The organism is Xanthobacter cornucopiae, assembly GCF_043195065.2.
In the GTDB taxonomy this organism is placed as follows: Bacteria; Pseudomonadota; Alphaproteobacteria; order Rhizobiales; family Xanthobacteraceae; genus Xanthobacter.
This window is the reverse complement of record NZ_CM195531.1, coordinates 4,873,109-4,897,992: the sequence shown is the minus strand read 5'-3', so window position 1 is coordinate 4,897,992 and position 24,884 is coordinate 4,873,109. Positions and strand designations below refer to the sequence as shown.

At 70.9% G+C, this 24,884-nt stretch carries 21 protein-coding genes; 17 read left to right on the top strand and 4 right to left on the bottom strand.

Features of this window, described 5'->3' with window-relative positions; translation table 11 throughout:
* Window positions 1–55: 55 nt before the first annotated feature.
* The 3 genes from V5F53_RS21495 to V5F53_RS21485 are packed head-to-tail and all read left to right on the top strand — an operon-like array spanning window position 56 to window position 3,002.
* Window positions 56–1,792, top strand: a complete 1,737-nt coding sequence (locus V5F53_RS21495) for a fumarate reductase/succinate dehydrogenase flavoprotein subunit (protein WP_393995685.1) — start codon at window positions 56–58, stop codon at window positions 1,790–1,792.
* 9 nt (window positions 1,793–1,801) lie between these two features.
* Window positions 1,802–2,035, top strand: a complete 234-nt coding sequence (locus V5F53_RS21490) for a 4Fe-4S dicluster domain-containing protein (protein WP_393995684.1) — start codon at window positions 1,802–1,804, stop codon at window positions 2,033–2,035.
* A gap of 10 nt (window positions 2,036–2,045) precedes the next feature.
* Window positions 2,046–3,002, top strand: coding sequence for a HEAT repeat domain-containing protein (locus tag V5F53_RS21485; RefSeq protein WP_393995683.1), 957 nt, complete (start codon window positions 2,046–2,048; stop codon window positions 3,000–3,002).
* Between the two features lie 104 nt (window positions 3,003–3,106).
* Here the strand turns inward: V5F53_RS21485 and V5F53_RS21480 are convergent, their stop codons facing one another.
* On the bottom strand, window positions 3,107–3,910 hold the full coding sequence (locus V5F53_RS21480) for a Crp/Fnr family transcriptional regulator (protein WP_393995682.1): 804 nt from the start codon (window positions 3,908–3,910) through the stop codon (window positions 3,107–3,109).
* Between the two features lie 248 nt (window positions 3,911–4,158).
* Between V5F53_RS21480 and V5F53_RS21475 the strand changes: the two genes are divergently transcribed.
* Genes V5F53_RS21475 through V5F53_RS21465 form a run of 3 tightly spaced genes read left to right on the top strand, consistent with a single transcriptional unit; the run spans window position 4,159 to window position 7,250 of the window.
* Window positions 4,159–5,571 carry an ABC transporter substrate-binding protein gene (locus V5F53_RS21475; protein WP_393995681.1) on the top strand — a complete coding sequence of 471 codons (1,413 nt, stop codon included), beginning with the start codon at window positions 4,159–4,161 and terminating at the stop codon, window positions 5,569–5,571.
* A gap of 15 nt (window positions 5,572–5,586) precedes the next feature.
* Complete coding sequence (locus tag V5F53_RS21470) at window positions 5,587–6,408, top strand: ABC transporter permease (protein ID WP_393995680.1); 822 nt, start codon at window positions 5,587–5,589, stop codon at window positions 6,406–6,408.
* On the top strand, window positions 6,405–7,250 hold the full coding sequence (locus V5F53_RS21465) for an ABC transporter ATP-binding protein (RefSeq protein WP_393995679.1): 846 nt from the start codon (window positions 6,405–6,407) through the stop codon (window positions 7,248–7,250). The genes V5F53_RS21470 and V5F53_RS21465 overlap by 4 nt, the downstream gene beginning before the upstream one ends.
* Window positions 7,251–7,366: 116 nt before the next feature.
* Here the strand turns inward: V5F53_RS21465 and V5F53_RS21460 are convergent, their stop codons facing one another.
* Window positions 7,367–8,368 carry a glycosyltransferase family 61 protein gene (locus V5F53_RS21460; RefSeq protein ID WP_393995678.1) on the bottom strand — a complete coding sequence of 334 codons (1,002 nt, stop codon included), beginning with the start codon at window positions 8,366–8,368 and terminating at the stop codon, window positions 7,367–7,369.
* A 298-nt stretch (window positions 8,369–8,666) separates the two neighbouring features.
* A complete protein-coding gene (locus tag V5F53_RS21455; RefSeq protein WP_393995677.1) occupies window positions 8,667–10,319 on the bottom strand; it encodes a rhodanese-like domain-containing protein in 1,653 nt (550 codons plus the stop codon).
* Between the two features lie 247 nt (window positions 10,320–10,566).
* Here V5F53_RS21455 and V5F53_RS21450 point away from each other — a divergent pair, with 247 nt between their 5' ends.
* The 5 genes from V5F53_RS21450 to V5F53_RS21430 all read left to right on the top strand — a co-directional run bounded on the left by V5F53_RS21450 (window position 10,567) and on the right by V5F53_RS21430 (window position 16,327).
* The gene (locus V5F53_RS21450; protein ID WP_393995676.1) at window positions 10,567–11,502 is read left to right on the top strand and encodes an ABC transporter permease; all 936 of its coding nucleotides are present in this window, start codon (window positions 10,567–10,569) and stop codon (window positions 11,500–11,502) included.
* Window positions 11,503–11,599: 97 nt separating this feature from the next.
* Window positions 11,600–12,340, top strand: a complete 741-nt coding sequence (locus V5F53_RS21445; RefSeq protein ID WP_393995947.1) for an ABC transporter ATP-binding protein — start codon at window positions 11,600–11,602, stop codon at window positions 12,338–12,340.
* A 28-nt stretch (window positions 12,341–12,368) separates the two neighbouring features.
* Window positions 12,369–13,373, top strand: coding sequence for an ABC transporter substrate-binding protein (locus V5F53_RS21440; protein WP_393995675.1), 1,005 nt, complete (start codon window positions 12,369–12,371; stop codon window positions 13,371–13,373).
* A 40-nt stretch (window positions 13,374–13,413) separates the two neighbouring features.
* Window positions 13,414–14,823 carry an MmgE/PrpD family protein gene (locus V5F53_RS21435; protein WP_393995674.1) on the top strand — a complete coding sequence of 470 codons (1,410 nt, stop codon included), beginning with the start codon at window positions 13,414–13,416 and terminating at the stop codon, window positions 14,821–14,823.
* A gap of 40 nt (window positions 14,824–14,863) precedes the next feature.
* Window positions 14,864–16,327 carry an FAD-dependent oxidoreductase gene (locus tag V5F53_RS21430; protein ID WP_393995673.1) on the top strand — a complete coding sequence of 488 codons (1,464 nt, stop codon included), beginning with the start codon at window positions 14,864–14,866 and terminating at the stop codon, window positions 16,325–16,327.
* A gap of 314 nt (window positions 16,328–16,641) precedes the next feature.
* Here the strand turns inward: V5F53_RS21430 and V5F53_RS21425 are convergent, their stop codons facing one another.
* Window positions 16,642–18,048: a rhodanese-like domain-containing protein gene (locus V5F53_RS21425; protein WP_393995672.1), complete on the bottom strand. Its 1,407-nt coding sequence runs from the start codon at window positions 18,046–18,048 to the stop codon at window positions 16,642–16,644.
* A 283-nt stretch (window positions 18,049–18,331) separates the two neighbouring features.
* Between V5F53_RS21425 and cysE the strand changes: the two genes are divergently transcribed.
* The 6 genes from cysE (at window position 18,332) to V5F53_RS21395 (ending at window position 24,530) form a co-directional block, all read left to right on the top strand.
* The gene (gene cysE, locus V5F53_RS21420) at window positions 18,332–19,147 is read left to right on the top strand and encodes a serine O-acetyltransferase (RefSeq protein ID WP_393995671.1); all 816 of its coding nucleotides are present in this window, start codon (window positions 18,332–18,334) and stop codon (window positions 19,145–19,147) included.
* Window positions 19,148–19,319: 172 nt separating this feature from the next.
* Window positions 19,320–19,862 carry a rhodanese-like domain-containing protein gene (locus V5F53_RS21415; RefSeq protein WP_393995670.1) on the top strand — a complete coding sequence of 181 codons (543 nt, stop codon included), beginning with the start codon at window positions 19,320–19,322 and terminating at the stop codon, window positions 19,860–19,862.
* 210 nt (window positions 19,863–20,072) lie between these two features.
* The gene (locus V5F53_RS21410) at window positions 20,073–20,912 is read left to right on the top strand and encodes a MetQ/NlpA family ABC transporter substrate-binding protein (protein ID WP_393995669.1); all 840 of its coding nucleotides are present in this window, start codon (window positions 20,073–20,075) and stop codon (window positions 20,910–20,912) included.
* Between the two features lie 41 nt (window positions 20,913–20,953).
* Window positions 20,954–22,168 carry an acyl-CoA dehydrogenase family protein gene (locus V5F53_RS21405; RefSeq protein WP_393995668.1) on the top strand — a complete coding sequence of 405 codons (1,215 nt, stop codon included), beginning with the start codon at window positions 20,954–20,956 and terminating at the stop codon, window positions 22,166–22,168.
* A 62-nt stretch (window positions 22,169–22,230) separates the two neighbouring features.
* The gene (locus V5F53_RS21400; protein ID WP_393995667.1) at window positions 22,231–23,634 is read left to right on the top strand and encodes an LLM class flavin-dependent oxidoreductase; all 1,404 of its coding nucleotides are present in this window, start codon (window positions 22,231–22,233) and stop codon (window positions 23,632–23,634) included.
* A 35-nt stretch (window positions 23,635–23,669) separates the two neighbouring features.
* Window positions 23,670–24,530, top strand: a complete 861-nt coding sequence (locus V5F53_RS21395; protein ID WP_393995666.1) for an NADPH-dependent oxidoreductase — start codon at window positions 23,670–23,672, stop codon at window positions 24,528–24,530.
* Window positions 24,531–24,884 lie beyond the last annotated feature (354 nt).

Here is a 24,884-nt window from a genome sequence, read left to right as displayed (position 1 = left end):
GGTCTACGCCCCGGATCGCGCCGCCGCCACTGGCGCGGCGCTGAGGACACACGAGATGGATGACATCGAGGACGGCCTGTCGCAGGTCGCGTGCGACGTGCTGGTGATCGGCGGCGGCACCGCCGGCCCGATGGCGGCGCTGAAGGCCAAGCAGGCGAACCCCGAGGCCCGCGTCGTGCTGCTGGAAAAGGCGAACGTGAAGCGCTCCGGCGCCATCGCCATGGGCATGGACGGGCTGAACAACGCGGTGGTGCCGGGCCATGCCACGCCCGAGCAGTACACCAAGGAAATCACCATCGCCAACGACGGCATCGTCGATCAGGCGCCGGTCTACAAATATGCCGAGCGCTGTTTCGACATCATCCGCGAGCTGGACAGCTTCGGCATCCGCTTCCAGATGACCGGCAACGGCGATTACGACGTCAAGAAGGTCCACCACATGGGCACCTACGTGCTGCCCATGCCCAATGGCGACACGGTGAAGAAGGCGCTCTACCGCCAGCTGCGCCGTGCCCAGGTGCTGATCTCGAACCGCTACATGGCCACCCGGCTGCTCACCGCGCGTGATGGGCGGATCGCCGGCGCCATCGCCGTCAACACCCGCAGCGCCGAGCTGCTGGTGGTGCGCGCGAAGGCGGTGATCCTGTGCCTCGGCGCGGCCGGGCGGCTCGGCCTGCCGCATTCGGGCTATCTGTGGGGCACCTACGAGAACGCCACCAATTCCGGCGACGGCTATGCCATGGCGTTCCACGCGGGAGCCGCCCTCGCCAATCTCGAATGCTACCAGATCAACCCGCTGATCAAGGACTATAACGGGCCCGCCTGCGCCTACGTCGCCGGCCCGTTCGGCGCGTATACTGCCAATGCGGAGGGCAACCGCTTCATCGAGAGCGACTATTGGTCGGGCCAGATGATGCAGGAATTCTACAACGAGCTGCAATCGGGCAAGGGGCCGGTGTTCCTGAAGCTCACCCACCTTCACCCCGACACCGTCGGCGAGATCGAGAACATCCTGCACAAGGTGGAGCGGCCCTCGCGCGGGCGCTTCCACGCGGCGCGCGGCACCGATTATCGCGCCGCCATGGTGGAAATGCACATTTCCGAGATCGGCTTCTGTTCCGGCCACAGCGCCTCGGGCGTGTTCGTGGACGCGTTCGCCCGCACCACGGTGGAAGGGCTCTACGCCGCCGGCGACATGGCCAACGTGCCGCACAACTACATGCTCGGCGCCTTCACCAACGGCGCCGTGGCCGGCGAGCACGCCGCCGGCTACATCGCGGAGATCGACCTGCCGGACTACGATGCCGAGCAGGTGGCGCGTGAGCGCGAGCGGGTGCTCGCCCCGACCCGGCGCACCGACGGCATCCCCCCGGGCCAGATCGAGTACAAGACCCGCCGTTTCGTGAACGACTACCTGCAGCCGCCGAAGGTGACGGCCCGCATGCGCATCGGCCAGGCCCGTTTCGCCGAGATCCGCGAAGACCTGGAGACCGCCATGGTCGCCCGCGACGCCCACGAGCTCATGCGGGCGCTGGAGGCATCCTCGATCCTCGATTGCGCCGACATGGCCGCCCATGCCTCGCTGTTTCGCACCGAGAGCCGCTGGGGGCTCTACCACAATCGCGCCGACCACCCGGACAAGGACGACGAGAACTGGTTCTGCCACACCCTGCTGAGCAAGCAGGACGGGCGCATGGTGTCGCGCAAGCGCGCCGTGGAGCCCTACATCGTTCCCATCGACGACGCGGAGCGCACGGCCTATGACCGCCTGCGCCTGCGCAAGCCCGCCTGAGGCCCCCGCATGCCCCTCGCATCCTCCCCCACCGCGCTGCCGGTGGTGATCGACGCCGCCAAATGCATCGCCGACAAGGGTTGCACGGTGTGCGTCGATGTCTGCCCGCTGGACGTGCTGCGCATCAGCGCCGTCAATGGCAAGGCCTACATGAAATACGACGAATGCTGGTACTGCATGCCGTGCGAGGCGGACTGCCCGACCGGCGCGGTCACCGTCCACATCCCCTACCTGCTGCGCTGAGGTTGCCGCCGTGGTGTTCGAGCCCTTCGAGGATTTCGGCGATGTGCAGACCATCGCCGCGCGGCTTGGCGACCGCGACCCCGCGGTGCGGCGCCTCGCCGTCATCGCGCTCGCCGGAACCGCCAGTCCGGACGCGGTCGGCCCGCTGCTTTCGGCCGCCGTCGACGACGACGCCGGCGTTCGCGTCCAGGCCGCGCAGGCCCTGGGCGAGTTCGACGGGCCGGAGGTGGCCGCCGGCCTCGCCCGCCTGCTGACACAGCCGGAGGCGGAGGTGGCGCGCGCCGCCGCCGCCAGCCTCGCCGAACTGAAGGCGCCGCTCGCGGGCGAACCGCTGCTGCCGCTGGCGACCCACCCGGCGCCGTTCGTGCGCGCCGCGATCCTGCGCGCCCTGCGGGGCCTGCGCCTGCCCGAGGCGCTCGCCCCTGCGCGCGCCGCCCTGGCCGATCCGGAACCGGAGGTGCGGCTTCAGGCCATCGGCATCATCGCCTATCTCAAGCGCGAGGACGCGCTGCCGGCGCTGATCGCCGCCGCCCGCGACCCGGATGCCGAGGTGCGGGCGGTGGCCATCGGCGCCCTAGCCTTCACCCGGCAGGAGGCGGCAGCGGCCGCCATCGCCGAGGCGCTGGGCGATGCCGACTGGCGGGTGCGGGCGGCGGCGGCGGAGACCCTGGGCCGCGCCGGCCTCGCCAGCGCCGCGCCAGCGCTCGCGGCCGCGCTGGGCGACACCTTCTGGCAGGTGCGCCAGAAGGCCCTGCGCAGCCTCGGCGCGCTCAAGGCGCGCAACGCGGTGGGCGCCATCGCGCCGCTGCTGGGCCATGAGATCGCCATCGTGCGCAAGGAGGCAGCGGCGGCGCTGGGCGAAATCGCCGATCCGGCGACGCTGGCAGCCCTCGACGCCCACAGCGACGATCCCGATCCCGAGGTGCGCAAGACCGTGCGCTGGGCGCTCACCCGGCTCGCCGCGTAAGCGACCGAACGCGCCCGCGCCGACGCGGCGGAACCCGGCGCACGCCGGAGCGCGGATCGTGCCCCCTCACGCGGGCTGGCCGGGGCCGCCGCGCCATCGGCCCGTCACCCGTCCTTGGACACGAGGTCGAGCAGCAGGTCGGGCCGGTCGATGCGGATGGCGCCGGGCGTGACCGAGACCACGCCCTTCTTCTGGAACCGCTTCAGCATCATCGTCACCCATTGCCGGGTAGAGCCGACCATGGCCGCGATCTGGTCATGGGTGATGCGGCGGTGGATGACGATGGCACGGCCCTCGCGCACCCCGTGGAGATCGCCGAGATTGAGCAGGAACTGGGCGAGGCGCTCGATCACCGAGCGGGTGCCGAGCATCTGCGCCATGGCGGAATAGCTCTTGCCCTTGGCCACCAGCCCCTCGATCAGGCACAAGGCGAAATTGGGCACCTGGGTGACCAGCGCGTGCAGGGCGGCGCTCGGAATGAGCGTCAGCCGGCACGGCTCCAGCGCCACCCCGGACCAGATGTGGGCGCCGCCCCCGGCCATTTCCGGTCCACCGCAGAAATGCCCCGGCGTCCAATAGGCAAGCGTGATCTCCCGGCCCGACGGCGCGGTGTAGAAGACGCGCACCCGGCCCTCCTCGATGATGAAGATTCCGGAATGCGGCTCACCCTGGGCGAACACCGCCTCGCCCGCCGCCAGCAGCACCGGCCGCCCCACGCCGCGAAGCCGCTCCCGCTCCGGCGCGGTCAGGCGGTCGAGGAAATGCGCGCCCTCGTCCAGCCCGTCCACGCTCTCGCTGAGGAACAAGGCGCGCTCGCCCGGCAGGATCGCCGCCGACGGCCCCGCCTCGGGCGCGCGACGCCGGCGCCCGCCGCGAACCGTCCGCCCGTCCACGGGCTCCAGCTCCATCACCATCCGCCTCCGTATTTATTATATATAATCAATTGATTTAATGAAAAACAAGACTGACGCCGCCACCGGAACCGGCCGGAGCAACCAGCAAGCAACCAAGGCGCGGCCGCCCGCAGCAAATTAATTGCTTCATGCCCGCCCCGCCCCATGTGACCACAGGGAAGTCGCGGGATCGCCAGTTTTACCGGGTTGAGAGTGTGTTTTCACCCGTCGGCGAGGCCGCCCATGCCGTCACGAGGTAGACCATGCGCATTCGCTCGACGTTCGTCGCCGCACTGCTCGCCGCGACGAGCCTGCTGTCCGCGGCCCAGGCCGAAACCATCCGGGTCGCCATCGGCACCCAGGATACCACCATCAACACCGCCACCGGCGGCCTGCTGATCCGCGAGCTGAGCCTGCTCGACAAATACCTCCCGAAGGACGGGAAATATAAGGACGCCACCTATGAGGTCGTCTGGAAGAACTTCACCAGTGGCGCCCCGATCACCAACGAACAGATCGCCGGAAAGCTCGATTTCGGCATCATGGCCGACTTTCCCGGCTCCCTGAACGGGGTGGCCCACGAGAAGGCCGGCCGCAGGAGCCTGTTCATCGGCGTGCTGTCCGGCAGCGTGAAGGGGTCCGGCAACGGCATCGTGGTGCCCGCCATCTCCCAGGTCCAGTCGCTGGCGGACCTGAAGGGCAAGACCATCTCCGTGCCCTTCGCCTCCACCGCCCACGGCCTGCTGCTGCGCGCCATCAAGGCCCAGGGCTGGAACCCGGAAACCGACGTGCGCATCATCACCCAGGCGCCGGAGGTGGCGGGCTCCGCGCTTCAGTCCAACCAGATCGACGCCCATGCCGACTTCGTGCCGTTCGCCGAGCTGTTCCCCTGGCGCGGCTTCGCCCGCAAGATCTACGATGGCTCCCAGGCCGAGGGACCCACCTTCCACGGCGTACTGGTGGATGCCGCCTATGCCGAGAAATATCCGGAGGTGGTCTCCGCCTATCTTCGCGCCGCGCTGGAGGCCGACGACCTCATCGCGCAGGAACCGGAGAAGTATTCCGAGCTGATCGCCAAGACCACAGGCATCGATGCAGAGGTGAACTATCTCTTCCACGGCCCGCTTGGGCTGCAGACCCGCGACCTCACCTGGAAGCCGGAGTACAGGCAGGCCGTTTCCACCTCCATCGACACCCTGAAACTGCTGAAGCGGGCCGACCAGGGCATCGACGTGGGCACCTTCGTGGCCGACCGCTACATCCGCGAGGCGTTCAAGGCATCCGGCCGGGACTATGAGGCGAGCCTGAAGAACTATGCCCCGTTGCCTCTCGACGCCAAGGACGCCCTGACCGGCGCCGCCATCACCGACCCCCGGCGGGTGGCTCAGATCTGGGTCAGGGACGAGCCCCGGGTCCGCTCCTACGCATCCGCAGAGAATGCCATCAAGGCCTTGAAGACGCTGGAGACCGAGGGCAAGGTGGCGCGCGCCGTCTATGCCCAGGACCGCGACAGCGGCATCAAGCTGCTGGCGCCCCAGGCCTGGTTCGTGCGCGCCGACAGCGGCGAGGTCAGCGCCTTCCTGCTGAAGCAGAGCGCCGTCGACTGGGCGCAGGTCAAGGGCGGCGCGGTGCTGGACTTTCCCGGGGTGAAAGCCTCCTCCGCGGCCGGCAACTGAGCCCCGGCCGCGCGCATGGCACGCCCAGGGCCCTCCCCTTCCCCACGCCCCGCCTGGACCGGGCCCGGACGCTGGCTGCTGCGCGCGGCCTCGCTGCTCCTGTGCCTCGGCGGGTGGCAGCTGGCGGCGGCGCTGCCGCTCGACCTCGGCCTCGTGACCTTCCGCAACGTGCCGCCGCCGACCGAGGTGGCGGAAGCGGGGCTGGAGTTGCTGGCCTCATCGAAGCTGCTCGCCCACGTGACGAGCAGCCTGTGGCGCGTGCTCAGCGGTTTTGCCCTGGCGGCGCTGGCGGGCATCGGCATCGGCGTGGCGGTGGGCCGCTCGCGGCTTGCCGGCGACATGCTGATGCCGCCGCTCGAGCTGCTGCGTCCGATACCAGCGGTGGCATGGATTCCGCTGGCCATCCTGATGTTTCCCTCATCCGAGCTGTCGATGATCTTCATCACCTTCACCGGCGCGCTGTTCCCGATCCTGCTCAGCACCATCCACGGGGTGGAGAGCGTCGACCCACGCCTCGTCGCGGCGGCGCGCAGCCTCGGCGCCGGCCGGGGCGCCATTTTGTGGGACGTGGTCCTGCCCGCCGCCGCCCCCGGCATCTTCACCGGGCTCGCCATCGGCATGGGCACGTCGTGGTTCTGCCTGGTGACGGCGGAAATGATCTCCGGCCAATTCGGGATCGGCTATTACACCTGGGAATCCTACACCATCCAGAATTACCCCCACATCGTGGTGGGCATGGTGCTGATCGGCCTGCTGGGCATGGGATCGAGCGCGCTCCTGCGCCGCGCCGGGGCGCTGGCGACCCCCTGGCACGCCGCCGACGAGGCCCGCCGGTGAGCCCGCGCGCGGGAGCGGCGCCGCCCGCCCAGGGACGCATCGACGCCCATGGCGTGTCGATCCGCCTCGGAGGGGGCGACCGCGCCTTCGAGGCGGTGCGGGAGGTGAGCTTCACCGTGGCCGCCGGGTCCTTCATCTGCGTGCTGGGGCCGTCGGGCTGCGGCAAATCCACCTTGCTCGGCGCGCTTGCCGGCCACCTCCCCCTTGCCGCCGGCCGGCTGGAAGTGGACGGCGAAAGCGTGGCGGGCCCGCACCCCGACCGTGGCATCGTGTTCCAGCACCACACGCTGTTTCCCTGGAAAAGCGTGCGCGACAACGTCGCCTTCGGTCCGAAGATGCGCGGCGTTCCGCGCGCGGAACGCCATCGCCTGGCGGAGGAGATGCTGTCGCTGGTCGGCCTCGGCGACATCGGCGGGCGCTCTCCCAAGCACTTGTCCGGCGGCATGCAGCAGCGGGTCGAGATCGCCCGCGTGCTGGTGAACCAGCCGCGCCTGCTGCTGATGGACGAGCCGTTCGGCGCGCTCGACGCCCTGACGCGGATGATGATGCAGGAGCTGCTGCTGGACATCTGGACCCGCGTGCGCACCACCATCGTGTTCGTCACCCACGACATCGACGAAGCGCTGTTCCTGGCCGACCGGGTGCTGGTGATGAGCCCGCGCCCGGGGCGGATCGTCGAGGACATCGCTGTCCCCTTCGGCCGGCCACGGCACGCCGAGATCGTCGCCGAACCGGCGTTCGGCCACTTGAAGCGGCACTGCCTGGACCTGCTGCGCCCGCGCGGGGCGGCCGCCCCGCTGCCCCGGCTCAGCCCCATCGGCGGCAACGCCGGCCCCGGCTGACCGCGCCCATCCGCCGACCGGACACCGCCCCCCGGAGGCGGCGATCCGCAGGCGCCCGGATGCGCGGCGCGCGAACTTGAACACAGGCCTGAGAACCAGCTCAAGGGCCTGTGGTTTCAAGCCAATCCCAGTTCCGCCAGGCCCTGCCGCACCCGCTCGGACGGGATCGACCATGGCGCGGTCATGGCGTCCGGCTTGCTGCCGCCCTGGCCCGTGCCGAAAATGTAGAACGGCGCCTCCTCGGTTATCGCCGTCAGCAGCATGTCGTTGCGCGTGACGAAATCCGATGGCGCCAGGATGATGCGCCGGGTGCCGGGCCGCGAGAAGACGACATTGTACATGGCGCTGCCCACCGGGCCCGCCACCACGGCGGCGCGCGCGAAGGCCTGGACCTGGGCCGCCAGGGACAAGGTCTCCGGCCTCAGGATTGCAAACCCGGCCGCCGCGAACAGCCCCTCGACCTCCGCCTCGTTCTCCAGAACGCGCTTCGACACGCCCCTGCGCGAGACATAGATCCGGCCGCCGGGACCGCCATCGGGGTCGAACGCATCCCGGATGCGCCGGCACATCTCGACGTAAGCCTGGGTGATGCTCTCATCCACCACATAGGCCGGGGACACCAGCACGAGCGTATCGAGCACGCAGGCCGACTTTCCAGCCACATAGCGATGGCGCCCGACAGCTTCCAGGAAGGGTCTGTAGCGTCGCAGGACACGCGGATTGACCAGCACCTGCCGTGGGGCGACCTCGCCCAGGGCCCACATCTGGCTGATCGCCTCCAGCAGCATGTGGCCATAGCCCGCATGCCGGGTGTCGATCGAATAGGTCACCCCCTCCAGGCGCTCGGCCACCTCGGACGGGCCCTCGACCTCCACCTGCGACGGCGCGATGCGGGGGCGGCGAAAGCTTCCCTTGAGAATACGCGCATGGGAGCGATCCAAGAACATGCGCTTCGGCAGATAAGTGACGTTGTGGATCTTCGCGATTTCAGAGCTGCCATGATCGTAATGCCTGTACAGGCTATTACCGGGGGACCCAGATAGTATAGCTGGCTCCAGATCGATCGCCACTTGCCGCGAGGGAAGCAGAAGCTTGCAGTCGACGTCGCTCGCAAGCATGGCCCCGAAGCTCCCGACGGTAGGGAGATCTTCATATCGATCAACGGTCAGAAGCATTCTTCGTCATACCGTCGAGGGCACGACTTGTCCAGACTGCGCCCCGGCGCGCCGATCCACGCCCGCGCAGGGCGTGCAGCCCAAGGCCCAGCCCATGGGCCCGGCCGTGGCACGGGCGTGCCCTTGCGCGTTGCGGGCCCTCCCCCGGCTGCCGTCACGTGAACGGCGGCATGTTGAAACGAGGCGTGCCTCCGCATCCTCCTTCGGACGGCGCAAGCGGACGGCGTCCCGCGCCCGCCTTTCACGCCGTCGCGTGTTCCGCATCCACCCCGGAGGCAGGTTCCAGCAACCGGAAGCCGCCGCCCCCCTCCGCCGCCACCTGGGCCGGCAATTGCTCTTCCCAACCGAGATAGGTGCGCATGGCGTCGGCGTTGCCGTCGTGCCGGTCGTGGGCCCAGAACAGGTAATCGATGCGCTCCGCATCGGCCGGAACCGCCGGTGTCACCTCCACCGGCAGACCCGCCGCGCGCCAGGCCGCGACGCCGCCGTCCACCGCCACCACCCGCGCCGACGACAATTCCCGAAGATCCAGCGCCGCGAGCGCCGCCAGATCGAGAGCGGCGGCGAACAGCACCAGCACCGGCGCGGCCAGAAGCGCCGCCGGCAGCGCGGCGAGGCGCGGCCGGATCGTCCAGACCGCCCCGGCGGCGTGGCCGGCGCGGAAGGCGGCGCTGTCATCCAGCGACAGCGCCACTGCCCCCTCGCGCAGCAAAGCCGCGGCGGCGGCCGGCGACACCAGTTCCACCGTGGCGCGCGCGGGCGCCGCCGCTCCCGCCGGCGGCAGCTCCCGCGCGCTGTCGAGGTCCGCGTCATCGAGGACATGGACATCCTCGCCGAGCTGGATCAGCCAGTGGGCGGTCATCCGGGCACGCACGCCGTCATCGTCCGCGAGCACCAGGCGCGCGTGCTGCACCCCCACCCAGCGGTCCAGGGCCTGCACCAATTGCCCGCCCGCCGCCGCCACCGCCCCGGGCAGGGGAGCGGCGGCCCGCGCGCCGGCCGCGCGCAGATCGAACAGATAGGTCGTGCGCGTGTCCGATTCGGTGGTGAGCCAGCCGGCAAGCGTCCGTGGGTCCACCAGCGGCACGCCGTGACGCGCACGCACCGCTTCGGCCCGGGCGCGGGCGCGGGGCGCCGTTGCCGCCGGCGGCGCCTCCACGGCACCGGCCTCGAGCGCGAGCCCGGCCAGCCGCCAGCCCTGGGTGCCGCCCTTCAGCACCCGCACCCGGTTGGGAACGCCAGCGTCGATCAGGGACTGCGCACCGATGATGCCACGGGTGCGGCCGGCGCAGGAGACCACCACCAACGCGTCTTCCGAGGCGACGAAACGGTCGAAGTTCAGCACCAGATCGGCCCCCGGACAGCTTACCGCGCCGGGCACATGGAAGCGCGCAAACTCCTCCGGCGTGCGGCTGTCGAGGACCACGAGGTCGGCGCCCTCCCGCCGCAGGTGATCGAGCTCGGCGGCGGCGATGGATGGGGTGTCGAAGGCGTGCTCCACCACTTCGGCGAAAGCCTTGAAGCGGCTGTTGACGCTCTTATAGACCTCGAACCCGGCCGCGACCCACGCCGGCACCCCACCATCGAGCACCCGCACATCGCCATAGCCGATCGCCGCCAGGCGGCGCGCCGCGGTGTCGGCCAGCCCGTCACCGTCATCCAACACAACCACCGCCGTTGAGCGACGCGGCACCAGCGCGGGCACCTCCCGCTCCAGCCGGCTGTAGGGGGCGTTCACCGCCAGAAACGGATGCCCCTCGCCGAACAGGCCCTCCTCCCGCACGTCCAGCACCGCGATCTCTCCGGGGGCGGCCAAAGCTGCCCGCAGCGCCGGCGCCCCAATTCGGGGCGTGGACGGGGGCGTGGAACGACGGACGGAAGCAACAGCGGTCATGGCGGCCTTTCCCGCCCGTTCGGGCGGCACGCTGATATGTAATTTAGTTTATCTATGTTATTAATATAATTATTGCCATCACGGAAGATGCCGCCGGATATCCCCGATCGCCCCCGGGATAGCGGACCGGCCACCGCGCCCCTTCCGAGCCGCCCAGGCGGTCGCCCGTCCCCGGCGCGGAATTTAGTTGAGTTATTTAATCGATATTATCATAGTTATCGATGCCGCCGCGCTTCGGAGACCCGTCTTGTCCGCCACCCCTCCGCGTTCCAAACCCGCCCCCCGTCTTCCGGCCATCGCCGCGTCGTCGCCTCTGGCGGCCGCCGCTGGACCGCAGGCGGTGGCCGGATTCGGCGGCAAGCTCACTTTGGTGGACCTGTCGCGCCCGGCGCCGTCGGGGCGCGGCCGTTCCGGCCTGTGGTCGCTGCTGCGCCTGCTGCTGCGCGCGCTGGTGCCCGCCGCCCTGCTGGCGGTGTGGCAGGCGGTGAGCAGCCTTCACCTGGTGGGCCCCGAAACGCTGCCGTCTCCCACCGACATCGTCGCCGCCTTCGCCGAGCTCATCCGCACCGGAGAGTTGCAGAGCGCCATTCCGGCCTCGCTGGCACGGGCGCTGACCGGCCTCGCCCTCGGCGCCACCACCGGGCTGGTGCTGGGCCTGCTGGCCGGGCTGTGGCGGATCGGCGAAGAGCTGTCCGACGCCGCGCTGCAGATGCTGCGGACTGTTCCCTTCATCGCCATGATCCCGCTGTTCATCATCTGGTTCGGCATCGGCGAGGAGGCCAAGATCGCGCTGATCTTCGGCGCCACCATCTTCCCGGTCTACCTCAACACCTATGCCGGCGTGCGCGGGGTGGACCACAAGCTGATCGAGGCCGCCACCGTGTTCGGCCTCTCGCACCGGCTGATCGCCCAGCGGGTCATCGTCCCCACCGCCCTGCCGTCCATCCTGGTCGGCCTGCGCTATGCCGCCGGCGTGGCGCTGCTGGCCCTGGTGGCGGCGGAGCAGATCAACGCCCGCTCCGGCATCGGCTTCATCCTCATCAACGCCAACCAGAACCAGCGCACGGACATCATCATCGCCGGCATCATCGTCTACGCGCTGCTGGGCATCGTCATCGACCTGATCATGCGCGTGGTGGAACGCCTCGCCCTGCCGTGGAGGCCCAGCCTTGTCCCTGCATAGCCCCGCCCCTCTGGGCTCGGTGCCCGTGGGCTCCGTGTCCGTGAACTCCGTGTCCGTGAACTCCGTTTCCTTGGGCGCCAGCCCCGCTCCGTTCGGCATCGCCGATCCGTTCGCTGCCGCGCCCGTGGCCGTGCACCTGTCGGGCGTGCGCCGGGTGTTCAACGGGCGCGCCGTTCTCGACGGCCTCGACCTCGACGTGCGGCGCGGCGAGTTCATCTCCCTGCTCGGCCCCTCGGGCACCGGCAAGACCACGCTGCTGCGCATCCTGGCGGGGCTCGACGCCGCCGACGGCGGCCGTGTCGAGGTGGCGGCCGCGCGCTCGGTGGTGTTCCAAGAGCCGCGCTTGGTTCCGGCCAAACGGGTCTGGCAGAACGTTCTGCTCGGCGCGCCGCAGACCGCCGCCACCCGCCGCGCCGCCACCGCCGCCCTGGAGGAAGTGGGCCTCGGCCGCCACGCCGACGCCTGGCCCAAGACCCTCTCCGGCGGCGAGGCGCAGCGCGTGGCGCTGGCCCGCGCCCTGGCCCGGGAACCCCATCTCATGCTGCTGGACGAGCCGTTCGCCGCGCTCGACGCGCTGACCCGCATCCGCATGCACGACCTGGTGGCCCAGCTCTGGCGCCGGCACCTGCCGGCGGTGGTGCTGGTCACCCACGACGTGGACGAGGCGATCCTCCTGTCGGACCGCGTCATCGTCCTGTCCGGCGGGAAGGTGCGTTTCGACGCCCGGCTCGACCTTGCCCGCCCGCGCCAGCGCGGCGAGCCCGGCTTCGTCGCCCTGCGCTCCCGCCTCCTGGCGGAGCTCGGCGTCGCCCCCGCCGACACCGCCGCCCACGACTGACCCTATTCTCGCACCGGAGCCTTTCTTCGTGACACTGCCGTCCCTCACCCGCCGCCTCGTCTTGGCCGCCACGCTTGTGCTTGCCGCCGGCCCCGCCTTCGCCCAGGCCGAGAAGGTGAAACTGCTTGTCGGTTACCAGGACCTCACCGTGCCCTCCACGGTCGAGGCATCCAAGGTGCTCGAGGGCGCCCCCTACGAGGTGCAATGGGTCATCCTGCCGGGCCCCGCCGCGCAGCTGTCCGCGCTCTATTCCAAGAACATCGACGTCGGCCACATGGGCGACACCTCGCTCATCATCGAGCAGGGCAAGGCCAAGGAGGATTGGAAGGCCGAGAACCCGCCGCTGCAGATCGTCGCCGGATGGCGCGCCACCGACGCCAAATACCCGCCGATCGTTACGGTGGCGCGGGCCGACGCCGGCATCAATACCCCCGCCGACCTGCGCGGCAAGAAGTGGGCCTATAATTTCGGCGGCTTCAACTACCTGCAATACGTGCTCACCGGCCTCAAGGCAGGGCTGACGCCGAAGGATTACGAGCCGGTCCAGCTCGGCGACCAGAACGCCACCGCCGCCGCCTTCAATTCCGGCCGGGTGGACGCCTATTCCGGCTCCATCGCGCCGGTGGCGGAAGGTATCGAGAAGGGCACCGCCAAGGTCATCGTCACCAGCGACGACCTCGCCATCCCCGCCCTCAACGTGTTCACGGCGCGCGGCGACGTGCTGAAGGACCCGGCCAAGACGGCGGCCCTCGCCGACTTCCTCGCCCGGGTCCGCGCCCACTGGGACTGGTACGGCAAGCATCTCGACACCGTGGAACAGATCTACATCGACAAGGTCAAGCAGACGCCGACCCGCGCCAAGCTGACAGCCCTGTACCAGAACGCCACCTTCCAGCCCCTGGACGACGCGCTGGCGCAGCGCGAGCAGAAGATCGCCGACATCCTGTTCGAGGCCGGCGCCATCCCCAAGAAGATCGATGTGAACGTCGAGTTCAATCGCGCCTTCAACGCCGCCACCACCGGCGGCAACTGAGCGCGCCGTCGCGCGCCACTTCCCCCGCAAAGGCACCGCCATGTACATTTCGGTGAAGCGCACGCCGCCCGCCCTCCCCCGAACCGACGTGACGGCCGCCATGGTGGAGGTGGCCGCCGGCATCGGCTACGCCCAGTTGCCGGCGGAGGTGGTGGCCAGCGTCAAGCGCTCCCTGCTGGACACGCTCGCGGTCGCCTGGGCCGCACGGGACGCCGCCGGGGTTCCGGCGGCACGGGCGCTGGCGCTACGCGGCGGGCCGGGCCACGCCAGCCTGTGGACCCACCGCGCCACCCGCCGGGAGCCGGCCATCGCCGCCTTCTTCAACGGCACCCTCGCCGCGGCGCTCGATTTCGACAGCCTCTGCGGGCAGATCCATGCCGACGCCACGGTGGTTCCGGCGGCGCTGGCCATGGCCGAGCAGCAGCGCCGCAGCGGACGCGAACTCATCACCGCCCTCGCCCTCGGCACCGAGCTGGCGATCCGCCTCGCCGCTGCCGGCACCACCCGCAAGGGCTGGTTTCCCACCTCCATCGCCGGCGTGTTCGGCGCGGCGCTGGCCGCCGCGCGCCTGATCGACCTCGATCCACGGCGCACCCACAACGCCCTCGGCATCGCCCTGTGCCAGGCCGGCGGCACGCACCAGAGTCATCTGGAGCACAGCCTGACCGCCCGCCTGCAAGCAGCCTTCGCGGCCCGCGACGGCGTGACCTCAGCTGAGCTGGCGGCGCTCGGCATCACCGGGCCCCAGGCGGCGTTCGAGGGACCCTACGGGCTGTTCGCCCTGTTCGAGCAAGGGGCGGCGGAGGTCGCGCTGGCCGGCTTCGGCACGGATTTTCACCTGACAGCGACCACGCTCAGGCGCTTTCCCGCCTGCGCGAGCAGCCAGGCGGCGCTTCAGGCCGCCACCGACATCGTCACCACCCACGCCCTCACCGCGGACGCGGTGGCGCGGGGTGAGATCGTGCTCTCCGCCGAAATGGCCCGCCTGGTGGGTGGGCCCTTCGCACCGACGGCCGGCGCGAAGGGCGTGAACCAGACGCCGCCCCAGCTGGCGGCTCAGTTCAACGTGCGCTACGGCGTCGCCACCATCCTTCTGCGCGGCGGCTTCGAGCTTGGCGACCTGGCGCCGGCGGCGGTGCTCGACCCCCGGGTGGCAAACGTGGTGGAGCGCCTGTCGGTCCGGGTGGACGAGACCCGCTCCGGCCCCCTCGCTCCCGCCGACGTCGCCCTCGAAACCCATGACGGACGCCGGTTCCACGCCCGTGTCGAAAGCCTTCCCGGCAGCGCCGACGCCCCGCTGCCGGAGGCGGAGCGCTATGCCAAGCTCATCGACGGCTTTTCCTCCGGCAGCGCCGCCCTGCCCGAGCGCCGCATCGAGGCGCTCATCCAGCGCATCGAGCGGCTGGAGGGCGTGGACGATCTCTCCACCCTGTTCGAGCAGCTGCATTGAGCCGACGCGGCTCCCGCATTCCATCCCCAGAGAGGCTTTCATGACCACGCCGCACATCCTGACCCCCAACCACCAGGCCCTCGCAGAGCTGGTCGCGGAGGCGGGCCGCGACCTCGAGCGCATCGGCGAGACCGGCGCCGACTGGGTGCCGCCTCCAGCCGGCATCGACCATAACGTGGTGGTGGTCGGCGCCGGGCAGAGCGGCCTGTCCATCGCCTTCGGCCTCCGCCGCGCCGGCATCGGCCGGGTCAGCGTCATCGACCAGGCCCCCGCCGGCGGTGCGGGCATCTGGCGCGGACCGGCGCGCATGAGCGTGCTGCGCACCCCCAAGGTGCCGCCGGGCCCGGAGCTGGGGCTCGCGAGCCTCTCCTTCCAGGCCTGGTATGAGGCCGCCTTTGGCCGCGACGCCTATGCGGCGCTGCCGGCGGTGCCGCGCACGGTGTGGGCGGACTATGTGGACTGGTTCCGCGCCGCCGCCGGCATCCCGGTGCGCGACGGCGTGACCCTGGAGCGCGTCGAGCCCGAGGACGGGCATCTGCGGCTGCATTTCTCGTCCGGCGATGCGCGCTTCAGCGAAACCACGCGCAAGCTGGTGCTCGCCACCGGCATCGCCAGCACCGGCGGCCCGCTGGTACCCGACGTGGTGCGCCAGGGCCTGCCGGCACCCCTCTACGCCCACACCCACGCCTTCGACCCTGAGGCACTGAAGGGCCGCACGGTGGCGATCCTGGGCTCGGCCGCCTCCGCCTTCGATGCCGCCGGGGCGGTGCTGGAAGCGGGCGCGCGCCAGGTGCACCTGTTCGCCCGCGGCCAGGATCTCGCCCGCAGCTCGGCCATGAAGCCCTTCTCCTTCTTCGGCGCCTGGGAGCATTTTCATGCCCTGCCCGACGCCGACCGCTGGGCGGTGATGCACCACTTCCGCCGCCGCGCCTCCTTCCCCCCCGTGCCAGCGGTGAAGCGCGCGGTGGCCTTCCCGAACTTTCGCATCCATCTCGGCGCCGCCTGGGCGAAAACCGAGCCGCACGGCGCCGGCGCGCGCGTCACCCTCGCTTCGGGCGAGACATTCGACGTGGACTTCGTGCTGCTCGGCACCGGCTATCACGCCGACGCGCGCCTCACCCCCGCGTTCGCCGATTTCGCCCCCGCCATCGCCCGCTGGTCGGACAAGGTGGACACCGCGAACGCCGACGACGAGGCCCTGGCCGCCGCCCCCTACCTCGGCCCCGGCTTCCAGCTGGTGGCACGGGACGCCGGCGCCGCGCCGTTCCTGGACGACATCCACTTCCTGGCGTTCTCGGCCATGACCAGCACCGGCCGCCCGGTGGGCGACATCGCCAGCCTGCGCCACAATGTGCCGCGCCTGGTGGCGACCATCGGCCGCGACCTGTTCGTGAAGGACCGGGCCCTGCACCTCGCCCGCTTCCTGGCACCCGTGGGAGATGGCGACCTGCCGCGCGACGCCTATGCGACCGCCCTCGCGGCGCCGGCGCAAGCCGCGGAATGATGGCCAGCGCCGCCGCGCAGGGCGCGGCGGCGCGGTTTCAAGACCATAGCCCTCGAGCCGGCCCTGCAGCGGGGCCGAGGATGCGTCTTGGTGCTGCGCCGCCCGCAGGCCGCACCTCAGCCCCGGGCCGAGCCCCTCCCGCTCCCCCTCGCCCCCTTGACCAATCACGCCACGCGCGAGGTTGAGGACTTTGCCGGGCGCCGGCACAAGAACAGCCGCCCTCGTCACTGCTGGACGGTCCGGCAAGTCGCGGCGGGCACCCGTCGCGGCGGGCGCCCGGACGAAGGGGCTGGCCGCCGCGCCTTGGCCACGGCTCAGGGCCAGAGCCGAAAGGTGAGCGTGTCATCGCGCGCGATGCGCCGCAGGAGGTCCATGTCCCCCGCCCAGGCCCGCCGGCGCGCCACGGGCCGCCCGCCGGCCACGGCGCCGGACCAGACATCGTCGGGCGCATGCAGGAGATGCGTCGCGCCCACCTCCAGCGGAAAGCCGGCGGCGCGCCAAGCCTGCGTTCCACCCTCGAGCACCCACACTTCCCGACCGGCGCCCAGCAGGTCGGCGCGGGCGAAGGCGGCCAGGCGCCCGTCGGCCGAGGTCAGCACCACCGGTCGATGCGGCAGCCTCTCCACCCCCTGCGGCAGGCGCGAGCGCACCGCGAACCTGGCGCCGGGAACATGGCCCCGGGCATAGGCGAGGCTGGTGTCGAGATCCAGCACCACCACCGCGGCGCGGTCGAGCAGATGCTTCAGCCGCGCCGGACCGATGCGGGGGACCGCGCTCGGAGCACCGAGCACCGGCGCCCGCTCCGGCCCCCGGAGCAGGTCGGAGGCGCGCTCATCCATGACATGGACATGGACATCGCCGATGCCGAGCTGGATCAGCCAGGACGCTGCGACGGCGGCGCGCGGCCCCCCGGCGGTATCCACCAGCACGATGCGGCCGTTGCGCGCGCCGATCCACCGTTCGGCGGCCAGCATCAGCCGCCCACCCTCGGCCCACAGCGCGCCGGGCAGATGCCCGGCCTCATATTCCGCGCGGCTGCGCACATCCAACAGATAGAGGCACCGACCGCCACGCTCGGCCTCGAACCGCCTCAGCCCGGCGGCGTCGAGGGTCTGGATGCCGAAGCGCGCGGCCAGATCCCCGGTTCCGGCGCGCCCCGTGCCCGCCAGGGCGCAGGCCCCGGCGGCGCTGGCGGCGCGCAAGCGGCGCTCCACCGCCCGCGCGCCCACGGCCCGACCGACGACCGCATCGCCCCGAACGCGGCGCGCGCCCGGTCGGCGGCCCGGAGCGGCCCCGGACTGCGCCACGACCGCGCCGAGCGCCCGCGACAACACGTTCGCGCCGGTATAAAGCGCCCCGCCGGCCGCCGCCCAGCCCGCCGCGCCCCCGTCCAGGATCGACACGTCCTTGTAGCCCAGGTCCGACAGGCGCCACGCCGCCCGCTCCGCCGCGCCGCCGTCTCCGCCATCGGTCACCACCACCGGCACGCCGAAGCGCGGCAGCAGGACGCCTGCCCTCAGCTCGATCTGGCCCAGGGGCAGCGGCACCGATTGCAACAGGTGCCCCTCCCGGGCGCGGGCGCCCGCCTCGCGCACATCGACGACCGCCAGTTCGCCGGGCGCCGACAGGCGCTGGCGCAGCAGGGCGGCGGACAGAAGCGGGAAAGGGGCGCGGGGAAGGCCGGAGACGGCGAGCGGCGCCAGGGATGCGACGGCGGTCATCGGAGCACCTCATGGGATCACCACCCTATGCTTTCCTCATTTGTATATAAATTCAATTGAATTTATTGACTACGTGCGATACCCCTGCTTTGCTCTCCTCGGAATTAGCCGCGGACCGGCCTCAAGGCGGAGTCTGAAGACCATGACGGTGCATCCGCTGGTGATCGCCATGCAGGACCGGGCCCGCCGCCGGCCGGAATGCCGAAGGGACGGCCACGCCCCGGAACGCGGCTTGCGGGACGAAAGCCCCATCGGGATGCCACCCCATGGACGGGAGGTTGACATGAACATCGCCCTGGACCTCGTCGCCAACGACGGCGAGCAGCAAGTCTGGTCCCGCCTGCGCCAGGAGGCCCGCCTCGCGCTCGACGAGGAGCCCTTGCTGGCGGGCGTGCTCCAGTCCACGGTGCTCGACCAGCCGGACCTGGCCAGCGCCTTCGCCTACCGCCTGGGCCATCGCCTCGGCGGCGGCGACCTCAGCCGGCTCGCGGTGCGCGACATCTTCTCGGCGGCGTTGCGGGCGCGCCCGTCGCTGCGCACCGCCTTCGCCGAGGACCTGCGGGCCATCTACGATCGCGACCCCACCTGCCGGCGCTATCTCGACCCCTTCCTCTACTACAAGGGCCTGGCGGCGCTGGAGGCCTATCGCGTCGCCCACTGGCTGTGGGCCGATGGCCGCCGCACCCTGGCCCTCAACTTCCAGAGCCGCATCTCCGAGGTGTTCCAGGCCGACATCCATCCGGCGGCCCGCATCGGCACCGGCGTGTTCATCGACCACGCCACCGGCGTCGTCATCGGCGAGACCGCCGTCGTCGCGGACGATGTCTCGATCCTCCAGTCGGTCACCCTCGGCGGCAACGGCAAGGACCGGGGCGACCGGCATCCCAAGATCGGGCGCGGCGTGCTGCTCTCGGTGGGCGCCAAGGTGCTCGGCAACATCAAGGTGGGCGAGGGCTCGCGCGTTGCCGCCGCCGCCGTGGTGCTGCACGACGTGCCCCCGTTCAGCACCGTCGCCGGGGTTCCGGCCAAGGTCATCGGCGCCTCCAATTCCAAGGCCCCGGCCTTTGGCATGGACCAGATGTTCGGCGACGGCATCTGAGCAGCGCGCCCGGCATCCGCGCGTCTTCGGCGCGCCTTGCGCCGGCGCCGCCCCGCGATCACCGTACGCGGCATTCAAAGGTCCGCGCCGCGCCTGCCCCCGTCGCCGGGGGAACCCGGAGGGACCAGGCGGTGCGCCAGGTGCCGCCGCAGAGCTGAAACGGGAGGCCCACATGGCCGAAGTCATCTCCATCGACACCCTCCGGACGCGGATCGCCAGCGACCCGGGTCTGGTGCTCATCGACGTGCGCACGCCCGCCGAATATGGCGAACTGCACGTGCCCGAGGCCCGGAGCGTCCCCCTCGACAGCCTCGACCCGGCGGCCCTCGACGGCGCCGGCATCGCCCCGCGCGCCGCCCGGGTCCACGTCATTTGCCGCACCGATAACCGCGCCAGGCGCGGCGCCGCCGCGTTCGAGAAAGCGGGCTTCAGCGCCGTGACCGTGGTGGAGGGCGGCACCTCCGCCTGGGCCGCCGCCGGCTATCCGGTAACGCGGGGCGCCGTGAAGGTCATCAGCCTGGAACGGCAGGTGCGCATCGTCGCCGGTGCCCTGGTGCTCATCGGCGCGCTGCTGGCGTGGCTGGTGCACCCGGCCTTCATCGCCTTGTCCGGCTTCGTCGGCGCGGGCCTGGTGTTCGCCGGCATCACCGATTTTTGCGGCATGGGCCTGCTGCTGGCCCGCGCGCCCTGGAACCGCAGGGTCACTGCGGGCTGAGCGCGCCGGAACCGCGCGCCGACCTCGGCGGCGCGCGAGAGCCACCCGGACGGCCCCTCGCGCCTCAAGTCGCCGGCACACAGCGCGCACATCCGGAACCCGTGCGCTTCGATCTTTAATTTACTAACTCAATCAAGTTAGTCTATTCTTGATCGACCGGGCGTTTCGCCCTCCACGCCGGCCGGCGCCGGCCCAGACCCCGACGGACCCATGACGCTCTTCTCCCGCTCCCGCTTTCTCGCCCTGGCGTTCTCCGGCTTCGCCTTCGTCGCCCTCGGCACAGCCGCCGGCGCACAGAGCGCCACCCCGGCGCCCGCCACAGCCAAGCCGCTCAAGGTGGGTGTTTCCGCCGGCCCCTACGGCGACATCCTGCGCGAGGCGGCCCGCCTCTCCGCCGCGCAGGGCCTGAAAGCGGAGATCATCGAGTTCACCGACTGGAACCAGCCGAATGCGGCGCTGCAGGCCGGCGACATCGACCTCAACAACTTCCAGCACAAGTTCTACCTCGCCAACCAGATCAAGGCCCGCAACTACACCCTGGTGGCCCTCGACGAATCGATCCTGGTCCCGGCCGGCATCCATTCCAAGACATACACCAAGGCCGCCGACATCCCGGACGGCGCCAAGATCGCGATTCCCAACGATCCCACCAATGCCGCCCGCGCCCTGCTGCTGTTCGAAAAGGCCGGCCTCATCAAGCTGAAGCCCGGCGCCGGCCTCAATGCCAGCGTGCTCGACGTGGTGGAGAACCCCAAGAAGCTGCAGATCGTGGAGCTGGACGCGGCCCAGCTGCCCCGCTCCCTGGATGATGTGGCGGCCGCCTTCGTCTCCTCCAACTATGCCTATCTCGCCGGCCTCGACCTCAACAAGGCGCTGGTGGCGGAGACCACGGATGCTGCGGCCAAGCCCTATTTCACGCTCATCTTCGCCGCCCGCGAGGACCGCAAGGACGATCCGAGCATCAAGCAGTTCATCGAGATCTACCGCTCGCAGCCGGTGAAGGATTTCATCAAGGCCAAGTTCAACGGAACCATCCTGCCCGCTTGGTGAGCGCCCCGCGCCGCCCGCCCCTCACCCCAGGAGCTTCCGTGATGACACTTGCGCCCACCCGTTCCGCCGTCCTGCCCCTGGTCCCGGCCCGCCCCCTGGCGGCGGCGGACTGGATCGCCGTTGCCCAGAACGTCGCCGATGCGCTCAGGCCCGATGCGGCGGCGCGCGACGCCGCCGGCCGCACCCCCCACCGCGAACTCGGCCTGCTGCGTGACGCCGGCCTGCTCGCCCTGCTTTCGCCGGTGGAGCATGGCGGCGGCGGCGGCCGCTTCACCGACGCCCTGCTGGTCACCCGCATCATCGGCCGGGCGGATGCCTCCATCGCCCAGCTGCTGGCCTATCATTATCTCCACCTCACCAATGCCCTGTGGCGGGCCAGCCCGGAACAGGCCGAGCGCCTGTCGCGGGAGACGGTGGCGCACACATGGTTCTGGGGCGGCGCCTCCAACCCGCGCGATCCGGAATCGCGACTCACCGCGGTGGAAGGTGGCTTCCGCCTCGATGGCCGCAAGACCTTCGCTTCCAACGCGGCCTTGGCGGAACGCATCACCCTGCGCGCCGAGCTGGGCGACGGCTTCGCCGTGCTGGTGGTGCCCGGGGACCGCGCTGGCGTGACCCACGGCAATGACTGGGACGCCTTCGGCCAGCGCCTGTCGGAGAGCGGCACCATCACCTTCGAGGCGGTCGCCGTGGCCGCCGACGAACTGCTGGGCGACCCCGCCGCGCCGCCACCGCCGCGCACCAGCCTGGTGGTGCCGTTCCACCAGTTGCTTATCGTCAATTTCTACCTCGGCATCGCCGAAGGAGCGCTGGACGAGGCCAATCATTACATCCGCACCGTCTCCCGCCCGTGGCAGGCCTCCGGCGTCGCAAAGGCGAGCGACGACCCCTACATCCTCGAGCATTACGGCACCCTCGACGTGGAGCTACGCGCCTCCCGCGCCCTGGTGGACGTGGCCGGTGCGCGCTTCGAGGAGGCGGTCGCCCTGGGCAATGCCATCACGCCCGACCAGCGCAACCTCGCGGCCGCCGCCATCTACGCGGCCAAGGTCCATTCCAGCCGCACGGCGCTGGAGATCACCTCGAAGGTGTTCGAGCTGATGGGCGCGCGGGCCACCGCCAGCGCCTATGGCTACGACCGCTTCTGGCGCAACATCCGCACCCACACCCTGCATGACCCGGTGGTCTACAAGGCCCGCGAGGTCGGCAACTACGCCCTCAACGGCACCATCACCCCCACCCCGCTCTACAGCTGACGCGCCGGCCCCGCCGCGCCGGACCACCCCTGCCGTGAGGACCCTGAGATGAGGAGCCTGCCATGAGCCGCCCCCGGGAACTGCGCTTCAATGCCTTCAACATGGCCTCTCCCGGCCACACCTGGGCCGGCCTGTGGTCGCATCCGCGCGACACCGCGGCGGACTACAACCGCCTGGATTATTGGGTGAAGCTGGCACAGACCGCGGAGCGCGGCCTGTTCGACGGCATCTTCATCGCCGACGTGTTCGGGGTCTATGACGTGTTCGGCGCCAGCCCCGACGCGGCGCTGCGCTCGGCCGCGCAGACCCCGCAGATCGATCCGACCCTGGTGGTGCCCACCATGGCCCACGCCACCCGGCACATCGGCTTCGGCGTCACCGCCAACCTCACCTATGAGCACCCCTACCAGTTCGCGCGCCGCTTCGGCACGCTCGACCACCTGACCGGCGGGCGTGTCGGCTGGAACATCGTCACCGGCTACCTGGAGAGCGGCGCCAAAGGCATGGGCTTCGACGCCAACCGCGCCCACGACGCCCGCTACGAGGCCGCGGAAGACTTCCTCGACGCCGTCTACAAGCTGTGGGAAGGCAGCTGGGAGGACAAGGCCGTGCACCGCGATCGCACCGGCCGCCTGTTCACCGACCCCGCCCATGTGCACCGCATCCGCCACGATGGCCCCTATTACCAGGTGGACGGCATCCAGCTCACCGAGCCCTCGCCCCAACGCACGCCGGTGCTGTTCCAGGCCGGCACCTCCGGCCGGGGGCGCCTGTTCGCCGCCCGCCACGCCGAGGGCATCTTCCTGCAGGGCCAGACCAAGCCGATCCTCGCCGAATCGGTCAAGGCGATCCGCCAGGAGGCCCAGGCCGCCGGCCGCGACCCCTACGACATCCGCATGTTCGCCGGCGCAACGGTGATCGTCGCCCCGACCCGGGCGGAGGCCGAGGCCCGCCTTGCCGACTATGCGCGCTATGTGGACACCGCCGGCCAGCTCGCCCTGCTGTCGGGCTGGACGGGCGTCGATCTCTCCGGGCTGGACCCGGACGAGGCCGTATCCTACGTGAAGAGCAACGCCATCCAGTCGACGCTGGAGAACATCACCCTGCGCAGCGCCGTTCCGCTCAAGGTGCGCGACCTCGCCAGCCTGTCCGCGACCGGTGCGCGCGCGCCATTCATCGTCGGCTCGCCGCAGGAGGTGGCCGACGAATTGATCTCCTGGGTGGAGGAGACGGACGTGGACGGCTTCAACCTGAACCGCCTGGTTTCCCCCGAGACGCTGGAAGCGTTCGTGGATCTGGTGGTGCCGGAACTGCAGGCTCGCGGCGTCTACAAGACCGCTTATGGCGAAGGTACCCTGCGCCAGAAGCTTTTCCCCGGCCGGGGCGCCCTGCTGCACGACACCCATCCCGGCGCCCGTTTCCGCGTCGCGCAGGCCGCCCCCATCCCCGCCACGGCGGGCGCCTGACCCGGCGCCCCATCCCCCGCCACGGAGACCGTTTCATGCCCCCCACCTCCTCCGCCGCCCGCGCCGAGGCCACCCCCGCCGCCGCAGCGCATGACCTTCTGGTCGCCCGCTACGGCGCCAGGGAAGCCCCGCCCGCCATCCTGCTCACCGACACCATCGCCGGCCTGCTGGCGCACCGCACCGTGCGCGCCTTCTCCAGCCAGCCGCTGCCGGCGGGACTGCTGGAAACCCTGGCCGCAGCGGCCCAGTCCGCGCCGTCCTCGTCCAACCTCCAGGCCTTCAGCGTCGTGGCGGTGGAACGTCCGGAGACCAAGGCCCGCCTTGCCGAGATTGCCGGCGGCCAGAAGCATGTGATCGAGGCCCCCCTGGTGCTGGTGTGGCTCGCCGACCTGTCCCGGCTGGAGGAGATCGGCCGGCGCGCCGGGGCGCCCACCGAGGCGCTGTCGTTCCTGGAGACCCTGTTCGTCGGCATCATCGATGCCGCCCTGGGCGCACAGAACGCCCTGGTGGCGCTGGAATCCCTCGGGCTGGGCGGGGTCTATATCGGCGCCCTGCGCAACCGGCCGCAGGAGGTGGCTGAGCTGCTCGGCCTGCCGCCCAACGTGCTCGCGGTGTTCGGCCTGTGCGTGGGCTATCCCGATCCGGCCCGCCCGGCGGATGTCAAGCCGCGCCTCTCGCAACGCCTGGTCGTGCACCGCGAGCGCTACGATGCCAGCCTCCCCGCCGACGCCCTCGAAGCCTATGAGGACACGCTGAAGTCCTTCCAGCAGGGCCAGAACCTGCCGCAGGTGGGCTGGACCAGCGCCGCCCTCACGCGCGTGCGCGGCGCCGAAGCCCTGAGCGGTCGTGACCGCATCCGCGACGCCCTCGCCGCCCTCGGCTTCGGCCTGCGCTGATCGCGGACCGACACGCCGCGCCATCCGGCGGCGGCGCTGCCCGCGATCCGGCCAGCCATTAACAGACAGGACGCCCCTGTCGATGGCTGGCCGACATATGCGGTGAACAGCGGCCCCGCCGCCGCGACTGCCGAGAAAAGGGCGCCCCGGCCGAAGCTTCGTCACCCCGCCTCGCGACCCGGCGGGAGCCCTGCGCTTCGGGCAGACTGGCGGCTCCCACGGCCGCGCATGCTGCACCACAGCCCGGCCAACACGTCCGCGACCCGCGCCTCACGCATTCCGACCCCACTCATACCAACGGCCCGTGAGCTTGACTCATGGGATTTTGATCACGCCCGCGCGGCGCTTGAGCGG